1 protein-coding gene is annotated in these 18,953 nt (G+C 47.5%); it reads right to left on the bottom strand.

Going from position 1 to position 18,953, the window contains the following annotated elements:
• Positions 1–2: 2 nt before the first annotated feature.
• Positions 3–18,953: tandem-95 repeat protein (locus AB6F11_RS15275; protein ID WP_372130431.1), on the bottom strand; the 18,951-nt coding region annotated here is incomplete at its 5' end.

The raw sequence follows: 18,953 nt of genomic DNA, 5'->3' as shown, positions 1-18,953 counted from the left end.
GATTAAATCGAGCTTTGGTCGAAGTCGTTGCCTTGATCCGTTCCAGTTTGAGAATCTGAATCGAAGCTTCCAGAGTCGTCCGTGAAGTCAACACCTTGATCTTGACCACCTGAACTTGTCCAGTCGCTGCCACCAGATTCCATACCCGCCATGTCCGGTTGCTGTTCTTGCGTAGAACCTTGCATGGTGTATTGATCATCGACCTCAACTTCAACAGAACCGCTAGCACCGTCTATTGAGCTACCCAATTCGTCGTAACCTTGGAATTGGATCTCGCTAGTACCTTCGTAACCTTCTGGGAGTTCGACAGATACAGGCTGCTCTAGGTTGCCACTGATTGTGAAGCTACCATCACCGTTATCCAGTGCATTGCTCACAGTAGCGCCCTCAGGTAGACCAGACATATCAGCGTAATCAACCGATTCGTTACCACTCACCTCATCTGGAATCGAGATAGAGATAGTATCGCCCGGTGCCGCGGTTACATCTGCTGTACTGTCTTCAGTTTCAGCATCTTGAGCTTGGTCATCAGCTTGTTGAGCCACTTCCACTTGTTGCTCTTCTGTTGCTTGAGCAGCTTGGACTTGTGGTTCATCACTTTGTACTGAATCATCTTCAACTTGGATGCTTAAGCTGTGACTTGATACTTCACCGCCGTCGTTAACTTCAACATTCATCGCTAAATTGCCATCGAAGTCTTCGTTCGGCCAGTAAGTCCACTCACCTTCACCTGATTCGGCAAAGAAGCCAGCATCGTTCGCGTCTGCAACATCAACAACTTGTGCAGAATCACTGACGCCTAACTCATCCACCAGCTGTGCATCCGTGATAGTTAGTGAACCATCATCAGCTAAGGTATAACCTTCGCTCGCCGCTGCTTCATCGCCACTTTGGATATCCACATTGAAGAAGCTTTCGATGCGATTTTCGCCATCGGTCGCTATAAACCCAACTTGAACATCGCCGGTGTAGTCTTCAGCAGGAGTGAATTGATAGTTACCTTGGTTATCGCTCTCAATTACGCCCTGACCTTCCATCAAGCTTACTGACTCAATGCTCAAGCTGTCGCCTTCTGCATCGCTCAGATTCGCTAACATGTCTTCATCAGTGAACGACAAGGTGGCATCCGCTGCGATTTCCGTCGTTGTGATGCTGTTAACTTCTGGTGCTGCATTCCCTTGCGAGTCACCTTCTTTCACGACTACGCCAGTTTGCTCATCATGAAGCACGCCATCTTTATCAACTACGTACGCAATGTCTGCTTCGCCCGTGAAGCCTGGTGCTGGTGTGAACGTCCAAGTGCCATCGCCATTATCGACAATCTCACCTTGGCTGCGGTCGGCAAGATGAACCAGTTTCACTTCATCATCGCTGTCTGCATCCACATTCTCAGCCAAACCAATTAGGTCGTCCGCCGTTAGGATGATGGAATCACCCGCCACAGTTTCGAAATCACCTGAATCGATACCATCATCAAACGCTTCCGGCTCATCTCCGTAATCAACGGTTGTTGCACTTACGGTTACGAAGAACTCACCATGGAAGTCTTCAGGCGGCGTCATTTGAATGTTTGAGATATCCCAGTCGAACAGATCGATGTATTGACCCGGCTCGGTGATCATCACGGTATTCACACCATCTGTTACCTCGAATCCAACAGGGAAACCTGTCATCACCAAGTTACTTAGTGTTTCTGAATCATCGACTAGGCCAACGTTCAGACCCAAGTGACCCGTTTCATCTTCGCCGAAGACTAATGGACCATCATGGTCGGTTGAAATAACCGCGCCATCTGCGACAGGACGTACGTACACAGGAACATCGAGAACCGTTTCGAACTCACCGTCACTCACGACAACTTGCAGGTCAGAAACACCCGCAAAGTCGCCTGTTGGTGTGAATGTCCAAGTACCATCACCGTTGTCTGTTACTTCTCCGCCATCTTCACCGTCTGCGGTGATAATGCGAGAAACAACAAGGTCCGCGGTATCAATGTCACCGAACAAGTTCATCAAGTCGCCAGCATCGAAGGTGAACGCGCCATCTTCGTCTGTGGTCATCATTGCGTTGCCGACATTGAATGGTGCGTCGTTAACCGGAATGACATCCACATTCAGCGAGCCATCAACCACTTCTTCACCGTCAGTCGCTTGATAACCGAGTTCTACTAAGCCATTGAAGTCTTGAGTAGTCACTAAGTGATACATACCGTCTGGTTGCTGAGTTAAGGTCGCGTTCGCTGGAGCTCGAACTGTGATGCTCTCAATGCTGATCTCGTCGCCATCAAGGTCTGTCACTTGATCCGCGATGTAAGCCGGGTCAATCACCATGACCACATCTTCTTCGCCTTGCATCTCAATCATTGGCGCTTCAGGTGCATCATTCACTGGCGTAACATCGATGTTGCCGTCGACTGAAATTGTCTCTTGGCCATCGCTAACGTTAAACGTCATTGGCACATCGCCATTGAAGTTTTCGTTTGGTGTAAATGACCAAGTACCATCTTCGTTATCTAGCAACTCACCCAAGCTAGGGTCGATTTGTAGACCAGAAGCCGACAGCTCGTCTGCGGTGTTATCGATGTCGGTAGCTTGAGCTAACAACATGTCTTGTGTGATAAGAATGGTGCTGTCTTCGGCTGTGGTTAGTTTCACATCCTCAGATTCAGGTCCATCGTTCACAGCCAGAACTTCGATTCCAGCCGTTGTTGTTGCAGTTGCACCGTCATCATCGGTCACAACCACATCTAGGCTGATATCACCATTAAAGTTCTCGTTTGGAGTGAAGGTCACAGACCCATTATCGTTTTGAACCAAGGTGCCGTCAGAGCCTGAGTAAGTCACGCTTTCAAGCGACACTTCACCATCAACGTCAGAGCTATTAGCAATTAACTGCTCAGGGCTGATTGTGATGGTGCCATCTTCGTTCATTTGGTAAGACGTAGAACCCGCTACCGGCGCATCGTTAACATCCGTTACCGTCACACCAATATTGGCATCGACTGTCTCAGTGCCATCAGTCACTGTGAAGCCAAGATTTACATCGCCATTGAAGTTCTCGTTCGGAGCAAAGCTGTAAGTGCCATCACCGTTATCAGTGAACACACCTTCTGCGCCCGTGTAAGACACATCCATGATAGACAAGTCATCACCGTCAATGTCTGCAGCACCTGCAAGTAGGTCTGCATCCGTGAAGATTAGCGTTCCATCTTCCTCAACGGTAAAGTTTTGGTCTTCTGCTGTTGGTAGGTCATTGACTGGGTTAACCGTTAGGTCGACGCCAGCTTGAACAGTTTCAAGGCCATCTGACACATCGAAGCTCAAATCAATGTCACCGTTGAAATCAGCATCCGGCATGATAGTAAATGAACCATCTTCATTTGCTGTTACGGTTGCATTGTCACCCGCAGATAGGTTGCTTGCGGTCAGTGCATCACCATCAACATCCGATGCGTTCGCCAACAACTGCTCTTGAGATAGCGTAATTGAACCATCTTCATCAACCGAGTAAGCCACGTTTCCGGCCACTGGTGCGTCGTTAACTGCAATAACTTCAATACCAGCGGTGGTTTGAGCGGTAGCACCGTCGTCATCAATAACCGTCACATCAAGGTTGATGTCGCCGTTAAAGTTTTCGTTTGGTGCGAACGTTACCGAACCATCTTCATTTTGAACCAAGATACCGTCTGCACCTGAGTAGCTCACGCTATCAAGCGACACTTCACCGTCCACATCGGAGCTGTTAGCAATCAACTGCTCAGGGCTCAATGTGATGGTGCCATCTTCGTTCATTTGGTAAGACGTTGCGCCTGCTACAGGTGCATCGTTAACGTCTGTTACCGTTACGTCGATGTTTGCATCGACCGTCTCTGTACCATCAGATACTGAGAAGTCCAGACTTACGTCACCGTTAAAGTTCTCGTTCGGTGCAAAGGTGTAAGTGCCATCGCCATTGTCGGTGAACACACCCTCTGCGCCAGTGTAAGACACGTCGGCAACTGAAAGCTCATCACCATCAATATCAGAAGCACCCGCTAGCAGTTGCTCGTCTGTAAAGGTAAGTGAACCGTCTTCTTCAATGGTGTAAGCGACATCTTCAACAACTGCGATGTCATTCACTGGATTCACAGTAAGGTCGGCTGTTGCAACAACCGTTTCAGTACCATCAGAAAGGTCGAAGCTTAGGTCAATATCGCCATTGAAATCGGCATCCGGGGTAATGGTAAATGAACCATCATCGTTTGCCGTAACCGTCGCGTTATCACCTGCGGTTAGGTTGGCAGCGGTAAGATCATCACCGTCCACATCTGATGCTTGAGCAAGCAGTTGCTCTTGGCTTAGCGTGATTGAACCATCTTCATCCACTGAGTAAGCCAAGTCACCTGACACTGGTGCATCGTTGACTGCGATAACATCTATACCCGCAGTCGTTTGAGCGGTTGCACCGTCTTCATCTGCAACGGTTACATCTAGGCTGACATTGCCGTTGAAGTTTTCATTTGGTGCGAAGCTGTAAGTACCATCACCATTGTCAGTAAAGATACCGTCTGCGCCTGAGTAGGAAACATCGCTAACGGATACATCACCTTCAATGTCTGAGCTGTTCGCAAGGAGTTGCGCTTCAGAGATGGTAATCACATTATCTTCGTCAACGCTGTAGGTCGTTGAACCTGCAACCGGCAAGTCATTAACAGCAATGACGTCGATACCTGCGGTTGTTTCAGCGGTTGCGCCATCTTCATCCATAACAGATACATCAAGACTGATGTCACCGTTAAAGTTTTCGTTTGGAGCAAAGGTGTAAGTACCATCACCATTATCAGTGAATACACCATCAGGGCCGCTGTAGCTTACATCGCTGACAAACACTTCCCCTTCAACATCCGAGCTATTCGCTAGAAGTTGTGCATCGCTTAGGGTGATACTGCCGTCTTCTTCAACACTGTAAGTCGTAGAACCCGCTACCGGTACGTCGTTGATTGGAACCACTTGAACATCAATATTCGCCGATACAACATCTGTACCATCACTCACATCGTAGGTTAGGTCGACATTACCATTGAAGTTCTCGTTTGGAGCAAAGGTATAAGTACCGTCGCCGTTATCCGTGAACACACCGTCTGTACCTTCGTAGTTAACCGACTCGACAGAAAGGTCATCGCCATCAATATCCGTTGCACCAGCCAATAGCTGTTCATCGGTAAAGGTCAGCGAACCATCTTCATTAATGGTGTAGTCGTGGTCGTAAATTACAGAAAGGTCGTTAACTGCTGTTACGGTCACGTCTAGTTCCGCTGGAGTAACCCCACCGTTGCCATCGTCTACGTTGTAGCTAATCGAGAATTCACCATTGAAGTTCTCTTCCGGTGTAATGGTGTAAGTACCATCACCATTGTCAGTGATAAGAGCGTTCTCAATGGAAACATCTCCAACACTTGGTTCGTTACCACCCGTTTCACCAGAATCATCACCTTCCTCGCCGGTTAGCAATTCAGAGATATCAATGCCGTTTTCATTCGCGAGCGCTTCTTCTGCCGCTGGTAAATCAAACGCATTCTCGCTGCCTACATCTTGGCTTGGAACAATAACGCCGTTCACGATATCAAATACATGCCAGTGGTCACCCGATGTGCTTTCAGATAAATCAGGGCTAAAGGTTTCAACCAATGTATCGCCAACAAATACCTGAACCTGTACATCTTCAACACCATCTACATCCCAACTTCTGCTGGTGTAGTTGTGTACTGAATAGTGCATGTCAGCATCTTGATAATTTGGAATAGTGATGGTTTCAGGACCACCGCCATTCGTGTCATCTACATCTTGCTGAACGACATTACCTTCACCCAAATCATGGCTCATGTCGCGATAGTAAATATGGTCTAGCTCACTGCCATTCTCTGTATCGTAGAGCCATAGGTGGTTGTCCATATCACGTGGACTGTCACCCCATGTGACCACGATACGCATATCTGTTTCTTCAAGGACTTCAGATATTGCAGTCACGCCACCATTGGTATCTTCGCCTGCTGGAACTAGGAAGCTGCTAGTAATTGAGCCTTCTTGTTCAATCGTAACGGTACCTTGGTCAACAACTGGACCGCTCACAGAGTAGTTACCGGATTGATCCGTCTCCGCCGTGTAAGAATGACCTGCGTTGTCGGTTAGCGTAACATCCGCACCTGCGATTGGATTGCCAGTTTCAGCATCCAACACTGTACCGGTTACGGTTGTTTCATCGCCCTGCTCTCCGATAATTGCGGTCATGTCATCGTCTTCGATGTCAGTCGCGAATTGTAGGAGCTCTTCTTGAGTAATGGTGTATGAACCGTCTTCTTCAATGGTTATCGCCACATCAGCAGAAACAATTGGCGCGTCGTTAACTGGGTCAACGGTTAAGCCTAAGTTAGCGGCAATTGGTGTGTCGCCATCGCTGATGCTGTAGGCAACATCGATGTAGCCATTGAAGTTTTCGCTTGGAGTGATTGAGAACGTGCCATCGCCATTGTCGACAATCGTTGCATCGTCGCCCACTAAGGTTAAGTCGGAAGCGACAAGGTCATCGCCCTCAATATCAGCGGCATTCGCAAGTAACTGCTCCTGCGTGATAGTGATGACATTATCTTCATCAACGTTCGCATAAACATCAGATGTCGTTGGCAAGTCGTTGACTGGGTTTACCGTCAGATCGGCGTTCGCCACAATCGACTCGGTGCCGTCCGAAATATCAAAGCTTAGGTCGATATCGCCATTGAAGTTCGCATCTGGCGTTACCGTAAAGGTGCCATCGCCATTATCAACAACGGTTGCATTATCGCCTGCGCTTAAGTTGCTTGCGGTCAGATCATCGCCATCCACATCAGATGCTTGAGACAGCAACTGCTCTTGAGTCAGAGTAATGGAACCATCTTCATCAATGCTGTATGCCAAGTCACCCGATACTGGTGGATCATTAATTGGAAGAACATCAATACTTGCGCTGGTGGCTACTGTCGCACCGTCTTCATCTGTCACCACTACATCGAGGCTAACATCGCCATCGAAGTTTGCGTTCGGTGCAAAGCTGAATGTGCCGTTGCCGTTGTCAGTAAAGATACCGTCAGCGCCTGTGTAAGTAACACTATCAATCGCCACTTCACCTTCAATATCAGAAGAGTTCGCCAACAGTTGCTCTGCACTGATGGTGATAACTTCATCTTCGTTGACTGAGTAGCTGGTTGAGCCTGCGATTGGCGGATCGTTCACCTCAAGTACGGTGATTCCCGCGGTGGTCGCTTCTGTTGCCCCTTCTTCATCGGTAACAACAACCGCTAAGCTCACATCACCATTGAAGTTCTCGTTTGGCGAGAAGGTGTAAGTGCCGTCACCGTTGTCTTCGAACACACCGTCACTGCCAGTGTAAGTCACGCTATCAATCGCAACCTCACCTTCAATATCTGAAGAATTGGCTAATAGCTGTTCGTTACTGATCGTGATTGAGTTGTCTTCATGCACAGTGTAAGACGTGCTACCCGCCACTGGTGGATCGTTCTCAGGCGTCACGCTCACATCAATGTTGGCTTGAACCGTATCCGTGCCATCTGACACATCAAAGCTGAAGTTCACATCACCATTGAAGTTCTCGTTTGGCGCAAAGCTGTAGCTTCCGTCACCATTGTCGGTAAGCACACCATCAGCACCAGTGTATGTCACACCTTCGACTGTTAGGTCATCACCTTCAACATCCGTCGCACCCGTTAACAGGTCAGCGTCAGTGAAGTTAAGAACCCCATCTTCACCAATAGTGAATGCTTGGTCTTGTGGCTCTGGCGCATCATTGACAGGTGTTACCGTCAAGTCTAGGCCAGCCGCGACCATGTCTTCTCCATCGGTTACATCGTAACTAAATTCGATATTACCGTTGAAGTTTTCACTCGGTGTAATGGTGAAGCTGCCATCGTCGTTCATTTGAACGGTCGCATTTTCATCATTGGTAGTTAGGTTGATTGCTGATAAATCATCACCATCAATGTCAACAGCGTGCTCTAGCAACTGCTCTTGAGTTAGCGTGATGCTGTTGTCTTCGGCTGTCACAGCACTGATGTCACCATCAACTTCTGGAGCATCATTCGCTGGCGAGATATGAATCGTCACATCTTGGGTTGCCGTCGCGGTGGTGCCCGTATCAACATCAGTCGATGTCGCATTTACAGTTAGAACCACATCACCATTGAAGTCACCTGAAGGGATAAACTCTAGCCCTTCTAGCTCGCCTGGTTGCAATGACCAAGTGCCATCACCGTTATCGGTACCTGCAGAAAGCGAACTTCCCTCTGGTACATCTTCAATCAAGATAGCGAGATTTTCTGAACCATCGGTATCGGTTAACGCCGCATCAATATCCAGTGGTACTGGCGTATCTTCGGTACCAATAATTTGGTAATCCGCATCAGACACTGTGATTTCAATGTTATCGATGCCAAACGACTCATCACTCACACCTTGGTTCAAGGTTGAACCGAAGCCTAACTCAAGTTGGCCGTCTTCAACGGGTACCGTTAGGTTGATTTGGTGCGCTTGGTCGTTCCAACCACTGAAACCTTCACCTTGCGATACGCCATGAACGACTTCACCGACTTCATTACCCGCTGAGTCGTACAACGTTGTCGTGCCATCTTCGGTACGGAAGGCTGAGTTATCTAACGAGGTAAGCTCTTCGCCGCCGACAAAGATTTGGAATGACTCACCATCCCAAGAATCAATTTCGTAGAAACTGAACGAGATATTAACTTCGCTCACATCACTTGGAATGTCGTAAGTTTTGCTGACAGCTTCATCGCCACCAGTGCCACCAATACGACCTAGCATGTCACCTGATTCGAACCCTTGTGAGCTTTCAGTACCGGTATTCCAACCGTTTGAGCCAGACTCGAAGTTGTCTGAAGCAATCACTAGGTCAGACGCAATCGACAGCTCAGGCATATCAACCACAGATTGAACATCAATCGTCGCTTCTGCTGGTACTGTCGCTGTACCGTCATTCACGTCGAACGTCACATTCACATTGCCGTCGAAGTTTTCATTCGGTGCGAATGTGTAAGTACCGTCGCCGTTATCAACCAAAGTACCGCTATCTGAAGCCACATTTTCAATCGATAGGTTATCGCCATCAATGTCGCCCGCATTTTGCAGCAGTTGCTCTTCTGTAAAGGTAAAGCTGGTGTCTTCTTGAGTCACAAACTGTGGCTCACCGACCGTTGGCAAGTCATTGACAGGGTTAACGGTAAGATCAGCCGTTGCTTGAAGCGTCGCATCACCATCGGTAATGTCGAAGTTCAAATCAATGTCGCCATTGAAGTTCGCATCTGGTGTGATAGTAAAGCTACCGTCATCGTTTGCAGTGACGGTCGCATCACCACCAACGGTCAGGTTAGCCGCTGTTAAGTCATCGCCGTCAACATCACTCGCTTGAGCAAGTAATTGCTCTTGGCTCAAGGTAATTGAACCATCTTCGTCCACGCTGTACGCCAAGTCACCCGATACTGGAGCATCATTAACAGGCAGAACATCAATGCTTGCGTTGGTTGCTACGGTTGCGCCTTCTTCATCAGTAACGACAACATCAAGGCTTACATCGCCATCGAAGTTAGCGTTTGGTGCGAAGCTGAATGTTCCGTCACCATTGTCGGTAAAGATACCGTCTGAACCTGTGTAGTTAACGCTATCAATCGCCACTTCACCTTCGATATCAGAAGCGTTTGCCAACAGTTGCTCTGAACTGATGGTGATAACTTCGTCCTCGTTGACTGAGTAGCTGGTTGAGCCTGCGATTGGTGGATCGTTCACCTCAAGTACAGTAATACCCGCGGTGGTCGCTTCAGTTGCGCCCTCTTCATCAGTTACGACAACATCAAGGCTAACTTCGCCGTTGAAGTTTTCGTTTGGTGAGAAGGTGTAAGTACCGTCACCGTTGTCTTCAAAGACACCGTCAGCGCCAGTGTAAGTCACGCTATCGACTGCCACATCACCTTCAATGTCAGAAGAGTTAGCAAGTAACTGTTCGTCACTGATGGTAATTGAGTTGTCTTCATGAACGGTGTAAGACGTGCTACCTGCAACCGGTGGATCGTTCTCTGGTGTCACGCTGACATCAATGTTGGCTTGAACTGTATCCGTGCCATCTGACACATCAAAACTGAAGTTCACATCACCATTGAAGTTCTCGTTTGGCGCAAAGCTGTAGCTTCCATCGCCATTATCAGTAAGAACACCATCCGCACCTGTGTAAGTAACGCCTTCAACCGACAGGTCATCCCCATCAATGTCAGTCGCACCTGTCAGCAAGTCTTCATCAGTCAAGTTCAAGATGCCGTCTTCGCCGATGCTGAACGTTTGATCTTGTGGTTGTGGAAGGTCATTGACTGGGTTAACGGTTAGGTCAGCCGTCGCAACCAGCGTATCTGTACCATCGCTAATGTCGAACGTTAGGTCAATGTCACCATTGAAGTTCGCATCTGGCGTAACGGTAAAGCTGCCGTCATCGTTAGCAACAACCGTCGCGTCTCCATCAACAATCAAGTTAGAAGCAGTAAGGTCGTCGCCATCTACATCACTCGCTTGCGAAAGAAGTTGCTCTTGGCTCAAGGTAATCGAACCGTCTTCCTCAACACTGTATGCAAGGTCGCCTGATACTGGTACGTCGTTGATTGGTAATACATCAACCGTAATAAACGTATCAACTTGAGCGCCGTCTTCATCTTGAATGGTCACATCCAACTGCACTTGGCCGTTGAAGTTTTCATTCGGAGCGAAGCTACATGTACCGTCACCATTGATAGAGAAGATACCGTCTGGACCGTCGTAGTTGATCTCAACAAGCTCAACATCACCTTCAATATCAGAAGCGTTCAACAGAACTTGAGACTCATTGAAAGTCAGTACTGAATCTTCATCGATGGTGTATGACGTTGGGCCAGCAACTGGCGGATCGTTCACCTCAAGGACTGTAATACCCGCCGTTGTTGCTTCAGTCGCGCCATCTTCATCCGTCACGACAACATCTAGGCTAACTTCGCCATTGAAGTTCTCGTTTGGCGAGAAGGTGTATGTACCGTCACCGTTGATTTCCAGAACACCGTCGCTACCACTGTAAGTCACGTTATCAATTGCGACTTCGCCTTCGATATCCGAAGAGTTCGCTAGCAGTTGTTCGTTACTGATTGTAATAGAGTTGTCTTCATGAACCGTGTAAGACGTACTACCCGCAACCGGAGGGTCATTCTCTGGCGTCACGCTCACATCAATGTTAGCGGTTACCGTATCGGTACCATCTGATACATTGAACGAGAAGTTCACATCGCCATTGAAGTTTTCGTTTGGCGCGAAGCTGTATGTGCCATCGCCATTGTCGGTTAGGACACCGTCTGTGCCAGTGTACGTTACACCTTCAACACTTAGGTCGTCCCCTTCAATGTCCGTCGCACCTGTTAATAGGTCTTGGTCATTGAACGTTAACACGCCATCTTCGCCGACTGTGAATGTCTGGTCTTGTGCTTCTGGACCATCGTTCACTGGTGAAACCGTTAGCTCTAGGTTGGTAGAGACAACATCATCACCATCAGACACATCAAACGTAAAGTTAACATCGCCATTGAAATCAGCTTCTGGCGTTAATGTGTACGTTCCATCACCGTTATCGGTAATCGTAACGCTCTCATCATCGGTTGCTAAATTCAGAGCCGTCAACTGATCGCCATCTAAATCACGCGCATTAGCCAATAAGTCTTCTTGCGTAATGATGATTGAACCATCTTCTTCAACCGTTGCAGAAACCGGAAGTGCTTCAGGTGCGTGCTCAATGTGCGCGCCTGTCGCGTTAATGTAGATGGTTTGAGATACCGTTTCAGAATCATCATTCGATAACTCTGTCGCAGTTGCGGTTACATGAACTTCAAGCTGCTCATTGAAGTCTTCTGGTAACTGGATTTGTAACGCATTTTCGATAGCCGTTGTTGGTAAGTTCACCGTACCATCAGGGCCAACCGTTACTTCACCGCTGTAGATTTGGCTGTTCACTTCACCGACATCGATTGTGAAGTTGAAGTCAGAATAGTCAGCATCACCGCCGCCATACAAATCTTCAAATCCGTAAACCAGCTCGCCGTCTTCATTAACCGTAGTACGAGTATGTTCGATACCATCTTGGTTTAGCTGAGAGCTTGAACCACCATGGAAGATCGCGTCACCATTTTGGCCTTGAATCACTGTCTCGGTTCCATCAGCAGCCACAAAGACAAGTTGAGGATCAACCGTATCCATGTTCGCAGGCGAACCATCCTCAGCACGGAACTCGTACTGACCGTCTTGCATCGCATCAAAGTCGTTGTGCTGATGTCCGTTTGGAATTAAGAACAGGTTAAAGCTTTCGCCTTCCTCGACTTGGAAGCTGAATTGATCTTGCCCTGGAACAAGGTCGCCGCCACCACCAACTTGTGATGCGTTTTCGTAAACAACTTCAACACCTGTGATGTTGCCGTCTTCGTCTACTTTGTAGTAACCCGCAGCGTTTTGGTAGCCAGCCGTCTCACCTTCAAACGTTACTGTGATTTCAGTGTCGTTGTAACTGGTGATACCGTTCTCTTGGTCATTCAGAACGCCTTCGTTATCGTATTGAATAACCGAACCTTCTGGCACACCATCTACTGTAACAGTGAGTGTTTCAGACAAGTCTTGGTCGACAAGTGCCGCAGCAATGTTCAGTTCAACAATACCGCCTGGCTCAACCAAAATCGCCTGGTCGTCGACGTTAACACCATCACCATCCGTGATAACTAAGTCAGGCGCATCAGCAACTGCTTCAATGTGAACATTAATGTCTTGTTCAACTTCATCCGTACCGTCTGTCACAGTAAAGCTGAACTGCAGATCACCACTGAAGTGCTCTTCAGGAACGAAGCTGAACGTGCCATCGCCGTTGTCGGTTACTGTGCCTTCATCACCAGAGTAATTGATGCTGGTAACGCTTAGGTCGTCGCCATCAATATCAATTGCAGCACTCAATAGATCTTCTTGAGTGAACAGGATGCTGCCATCCTCTTCGATGTGGTACATTCCTGGAGCAACAATTGGAATGTCATTCACCGGATTAACGGTCAATGTCATATCATTAGACGTGCTCAGCTCACCGTCGCTCACCTCATAAGTGAATGCAATATCGCCATTGAAGTTCTCTGAAGGTGTCACTGTGTACGTGCCATCACCATTGTCTACAATGCTGGCATTTGGATCGTTAGTTTCAAGCGCGCTTGCAAACAACTCATCGCCATCTTGGTCGCTCGCGTTCTCCAACAACATTTCTTGTGTAACGAGGATTGAACCATCTTCGTCGACATCTGCCACCATTGGCGTCGCTTCTGGCGCATCGTTGACGAACTCAACTTTTAGGTCGATGTTTGCGGCAACCACATCAGTGCCATCGCTCACATCAAACGCTAAGTCAACGTTACCGAAGAAGCCCTGCTCTGGTGTTAATGTGTATGTTCCATCGCCATTGTCTGTGACTTCTACCGTGTCGCTTGCACTCGTCACATTCACAACTGACAGTTCGTCGCCTTCAATGTCTGTCGCTTGTGCTAATAGTTCAGCTTCGGTAATGGTAATCGCTTGACCGTCTTCCGTAGTGAAAGACATGTCAGGCACGTCTGGAGCATCGTTGATAGGGTTTACGGTTAGGTTGAGGTCAGCCGCAACAGTTTCGATCGCGTCAGTGACATCATAAGTAAACTCAATCTCACCAAAGAAATCTGCACTTGGTGTAATAGTGAAGCTACCGTCTGGGTTTTCTACAACAACCGCATTTGGATCGTTGGTCGCTAAGTTAACGGCTTCAAGGTTGTCGCCATCGACATCCGTCGCATTCGCTAACAGATCCTCTTGAGTGATAGTGATTGAACCATCTTCATCAACAGCGGCTTCAATTGGACCACCAACCTCTGGGCCTTCATTGACAATTTCAACGTCAACTCTTGCTGTACTTGGTGCGCTTGCTTGGCCATCACTGATATCGAAAGTCAGATTCACTTCACCGTAGAAGTCTTCTGCAGGTTCGAAGGTAAAGGTATTATCACCGTTATCCGTTAACGTACCTTGCGTTTGGTCTGCAAGTAATAGGTTTTCGACATGAAGAATGTCGCCATCAACATCGGTAGCACCAGACAATAGGTCTTTCGCTTCGATGATCATGGAGCCGTTTTCAAGCATTTGGGTGTGCAATGGTTCACCCGGAACCGGCACATCATTGACTGGTACGACCGTTAGGTCTAGATGCGTTGCAACTTCATCAGTTCCATCAAACACCTTGTAGTCGATGTCGATTTCACCATTGAAGTTTTCATTCGGCATGAAGGTAAACGTACCATCGCCGTTATCAACTAGCTCACCGTTATCACCACCGTAAGTGATGTCAGAAATAGACAGCGTATCGCCTTCCACATCTGTGGTGTTCGCTAGCAAGTCATCTGCACTGAACGTGATACCTTCATCTTCATCTGTCGATAGAACAATCGGGCCAGAAACGATTGGCGCATCATTTACTGATTCGAAATTGATATTGATGATATTGCTGTCTGTCAGCTCACCATCGGTAACTTGGTAACCAAGTTCGATTTCACCATGGAAGTTTTCATCCGGTGTTACCGTCCAAGTGCCATCACCATTATCGGTGAGTGTTGCATGCTCTGAGTTTTCACCCACTAGCTCTAGATTTTCAATATCAAGGTCGTCGCCATCAATATCAGATGCTTGCGCCAGTAGTTGCTCTTCGGTAATCACAACCGAAGCAAACTGGGCAGAACCATCGGTATCGACAGTAATATTCGGAAGATCAGCCGTTAACTCGATTTCGTTGTCACCCGCATGGATATTCAACTCAACCGTTTCAGTAATCTCTGAACCATCTACACCAATCGATGTAAACACCGCTTCATCATGACAAGTTTGTGACACTGTCATGTTTTGAACGACGTAAGTACCATTACCTTGCACGGTACCAAGCTCAAAGTAGGACACTGGTTGATCAACCGTTAGCGTGTAATCTGTCTCGAAAGTACCACGGTCTTCTTTGTGGTAAGTCATCGAGTCAATTAGGTCGCCATCCTCATTGAACGCTTTGATTTCTACTTCTGTAAAGTGACGAGACTCTTCCATGAACCAGCCACCCAAACCATCTAGGTGGAAACTGATTTCATTGATGTCTTGACCTTCAACTGAAACCGTCAGTTTCTCATCACCACTTAAGCCTTGGCGGTCAGTATCACCGATACCATGACCAATGTGGGTGTTGCCATTCCAGGCACCAAGAGGGTCATCGTTACTTTGAACAGTTACCGTTAAGTCACCATCTGAGAACTCACGCGTATAAGGGTCAACTTCTGTACCCCAATCATCCACACTCGCGTTATCGTCAAACGTACCGATTTGTGTGGTGTGTGTACCTTCAGCAAGAGCATCTTCACTTGGAACAAAGCGCACTTCGGTATCTGCAGGAACTTCTTGTCCTACTTCCAGTACCACCCATTCGTCATTCACATTTGCTTCAATGATGCCGTTTTCTGGCGCTTGGTCTAAACGTAGTGCTGGTTCTTCACGAAGTGTCACACCAACTGTTTGGTCTTCTTGCGCTTGGATGAAGATTTCATCGCCCGCTTCTGGCGCATCGTTGACAGGGTTAACCGTCAAGTCGAGTGTCGTCAGAACTTCATTCTCACCATCACTGATGCTGTATGTGAAGTCCAACTCGCCATTGAAGTTTTCTGTGTGCGTAATAGTGAATGAACCATCGTCATTAGTAACAATTGTCGCATCTGGATCGTTGGTTTGTAGGTTAGATGCCGTTAACTCATCACCTTCAACATCGGTCGCATTAGCGAGTAACTGCTCTTGAGTAATGGTGATTGAATTATCTTCATCGACTTCAGCCTGAATGCCCGAAGTTTCAGGTCCGTCATTCACAGCGATAACATCGATGCCAGCGGTTGTGGTTGCGGTTGCACCGTCTTCGTCAACGACAACAACGTCTAGTGAAATATCACCATCGAAGTTTTCATTTGGCGTAAAGGTGTAAGTACCATTGCCATTATCAACAAAAGAGCCGTCATCACCGGAGTACGATACTCCAGACAGTGAAACATCACCTTCTACATCGGAAGAGTTTGCCAATAATTGCTCATCACTGATCGTGATTTGGCCATCTTCTTGAACTGTGTACGATGTTGAGCCCGCTACTGGTGGGTCATTCTCAGGCGTTACGCTGACATCAATAACAGCTGATGTTGAATCAGTACCGTCAGAGACATCGAATGAGAATTGAACATCACCATTGAAGTTCTCGTTTGGAGCAAAGCTATATGTGCCGTCGCCATTATCGCTAAGAACACCATCTGCACCAGTGTAGAGCACGTTTTCAATCGACAGTTCATCACCATCAATATCCGACGCACCTGCAAGCAGGTCAGCATCGGTGAAGAGTAACGTACCGTCTTCTTCAATCGTGAACTGTTGATCTTGCGCTTGTGGCAAGTCATTAACCGGATTCACGGTAATGTCTAGGCCAACTTGAACTGAACCACCATCGTTATCGATGATATCGAAGTTCAGATCTAGGTCACCGTTGTAATCTGCGTTCGGTGTGATGGTGTAGCTGCCATCATCATTGTGTTGGATGGTCGCATTTTCATCAGTAGATAGATTGATAGCTTCTAAGTTATCGCTATCGATATCACCTGCTCTTGCTAGCAATTGCTCTTGGCTTAGCGTGATGGAGCTATCTTCATTGATGGTGTAAGCCAAATCGCCCGATACTGGCGCATCATTGATTGGCAATACATCAACGTTAATGTGTGTTTCAACCGTTGCGCCATCTTCATCTTGAATGGTCACACCCAGTTGAACCTGACCATTGAAGTTTTCGTTGGGTGCAAAGCTGCATGTACCATCACCATTTACAGTGAAGATACCGTCAGAGCCATCGTAGTTAATGCCAACAAGTTCTACATCGCCTTCGATATCCGAAGCATTCACAAGAATCTGAGATTCACTGAACGTCAGAACCGAATCTTCGTCAATGGTGTATGACGTTGGACCCGCAACTGGTGGATCGTTCACTTCAAGAACGGTAATACCTGCTGTGGTTTCATCAATTGCACCTTCTTCATCTGCAACAATCACATCAAGGCTGATATCACCGCTGAAGTTTTCATTAGGAAGGAAGGTATAGCTGCCATCGCCGTTATCTTGGAACACACCATCAGTGCCACTGTAAGTCACAGTATCAACCGACACCGCACCTTCAATATCCGAAGAGTTAGCTAGCAACTGTTCATCAGAAATTGTGATGGCATTGTCTTCATTGACCATGTATGAGGTTGAACCCGCAACTGGCGGATCGTTCTCAGGAGTCACACTCACATCAATGTTAGCGCTGACTGTTTCTGTGCCATCAGACACATCGAAACTGAAGTTCACATCGCCATTGAAGTTCTCGTTTGGCGCAAAGGTATAAGTACCATCACCGTGGTCGGTCAGTACGCCATCACCACCTGTATAGCTAATACCTTCAACGGTTAAGTCGTCGCCATCAATATCGGTGGCACCGGTAAGTAAGTCGGCGTCTGTAAATTGAAGCGTACCGTCTTCTGCGATACTGAATTGTTGGTCTTGAGGAACCGGCAAGTCATTAACTGGGTTAACAGTAAGATCGGCGGTTGCTTGAACCGTGTCAGTACCGTCAGTGATGTTGAATTGAATATCAATGTCACCATTGAAGTTCGCATCTGGTGTGATGGTGAAACTGCCGTCATCGTTAGCTACAACCGTCGCATCACCACCAACTGTTAAGTCACTTGCGGTTAGATCTTCGCCTTCTACATCGGACGCTTGAGACAACAGCTGATCTTGGCTCAGTGTGATTGAACCATCTTCGTTAACGTTGTAAGCCAAATCACCAGACACTGGCGCATCATTGATTGGTAATACGTCAACATTGATGACGGTTTCCACTTCTGCACCATCTTCATCACGAATGGTGACATCAAGCTGAACTTGGCCATTAAAGTTCTCATTTGGAGCGAAGCTGCAAGTGCCGTCACCATTTACTGAGAAGATACCCTCAGGGCCATCGTAGCTAATACCAACAAGCTCAACATCCCCTTCTACATCTGAGGCGTTAAGCAACACTTGAGACTCACTGAAGGTAAGTACTGAGTCTTCATCAATGGTGTAAGACGTAGGGCCTGCAACCGGCGGATCGTTCACTTCAAGAACATTGATGCCCGCGGTCGTTGAGTCGGTCGCACCATCTTCATCAGCAACAACCACATCCAGTGCAATTTCACCGCTGAAGTTCTCATTTGGCGAGAAGGTGTAAGTGCCGTTACCATTGATTTCGAGGACACCGTCGCTACCAGAGTAAGTCACGCTGTCTATCGATACATCACCTTCAATATCTGAAGATGTTGCCAATAGTTGTGCATCAGAAATGGTAATCGAATTATCTTCATTCACCGTGTAGGACGTTGAGCCCGCAACAGGCGGATCGTTCTCAGGAGTCACGCTAACATCAATGTTTGCTGACACCGTATCGGTTCCGTCTGACACATCGAAGCTAAAGCTCACATCACCATTGAAGTTTTCGTTTGGAGCAAAGCTATATGATCCCTCACCCAAGTCAGTCAGTACGCCATCAGTGCCTTCATAAGTGATGCCCTCAACCGTCAGGTTATCACCTTCAACGTCTGTCGCGCCTGTAAGCAGATCCGCGTCTGTGAACTGTAAAGTACCGTCTTCTGCAATACTGAACTGTTGGTCTTGAGGGACTGGTAAATCATTTACAGGATTAACTGTAAGGTCAGCCGAAGCTTGAACGGTATTGGTACCATCTGAGATATCGAAGCTGATATCAATGTCGCCATTGAAGTTCTC

This window comes from Vibrio sp. 10N.247.311.14, from assembly GCF_041467715.1.
GTDB lineage: Bacteria > Pseudomonadota > Gammaproteobacteria > Enterobacterales > Vibrionaceae > Vibrio > Vibrio crassostreae_C.
Note: the sequence above shows the minus strand (reverse complement) of the source record. Positions and strands in the feature narration are given on the sequence as shown.